Source organism: Streptomyces sp. NPDC003042, assembly GCF_053591315.1.
Map to the genome: position 1 here is coordinate 1 of NZ_JBSFTP010000189.1, position 1,213 is coordinate 1,213.

General features: G+C 68.8%; 1 protein-coding gene. It reads right to left on the reverse strand.

Features of this window, described 5'->3' with window-relative positions; all coding sequences use genetic code 11:
* Positions 1-1,213: AMP-binding protein (locus tag ACWDYJ_RS36290; protein ID WP_451569869.1), on the reverse strand; the 1,213-nt coding region annotated here is incomplete at both ends.

Here is a 1,213-nt window from a genome sequence, read left to right on the forward strand (position 1 = left end):
AGGTGGCTGGGGGTGGCTTTGACGAGGGTGGGTTGGGTGGTGGTGTTTTCGAGGGTGGTGAGGTGGACGGTTCCGCCGTTGGTGAGGGGGGTCCACAGGGCGGTGATGGTGAGGTCGAAGGCGAGGGGGGAGTGGAGGAGGGTGGTGCCGCTGGTGGCGGGGTATGCGGTGCGGGCGCGGTGGAGGTAGGTGGCCAGGGCGTGGTGTTCGATGATGACGCCCTTGGGGCGGCCGGTGGAGCCTGAGGTGTAGATCATGTAGGCGGCGTGGCGGGGAGACCAGGGGCGCAGCCGTTCCTGGTCGGTGAGGTCATCGTCCCGGTACTCAGACAACTCGGCTGTGGTGACCGGCTCCGTCAATGTGAGGGCCGGGTTTGCGTCGTGGAGCATGTAGGTGATGCGGTCGGTGGGGTAGTCGGGGTCGATGGGCAGGTAGGCGGCGCCGGCTTTGAGGACGGCGAGCATGCTGACGATCGCCTGGGTGGATTTGGGCAGGGCGAGGGCCACGAACTGCTCGGCGCCGATGCCCTGTGCGAGGAGATGGCGGGCCAGCTGGTTCGCTCGCTGGTTGAGTTCCCGGTAGGTCAGGCTCGCGCCGCTCTCGTCGGTGACCGCGATGGACTGCGGAGTGCGTACGGCCTGTTCGGCGAAGAGTTCGTGCGGGGGAACGTCGGGGAGGTCGGTGTCGTGGCCGTTCCACTCGACCAGCACCCGCTCACGGTCAGCGGTGTCGAGCGTGTCGAGGCGGCCGACGGGCAGGGCGCTGTCAACGACCAGTGCTTCCAGCACCCGCAGCACCCGCTGCGACAGAGAACGGGCCAGGTGCTCGTCGCAGACGTCCGCCCGGTAGTCGAGGTGCATCCGCAGGGCCGCGTCCCTGGTGTGTGCGACCAGGTTCATGGCGAAGTCGGTGCTCTCGACGGCGTCGAAGCCCTCCATCCGCAGTCCGGCGGCGTCGAGCCGTCCGTCCGTGGCGTCAGGGCTGACGGGGTAGTTCTGGAAGACCATGGCGGTGTCGAAGAGTTCGCCGTGTCCGGCCCAGCGCTGGATGTCGGCGAGGCCTGCCCACTGGTGGTCGAGGAGACGGGCCTGTTCGGCCTGGAGGCGGCGGAAGAACCCGGTCAGGGGCTCGGCGTTCTCCAGCCGGGCGCGTACCGGCAGGGTGTTGATGAACAGGCCGACCATCGACTCCACGCCCGCCAGCTCCGGCGGGC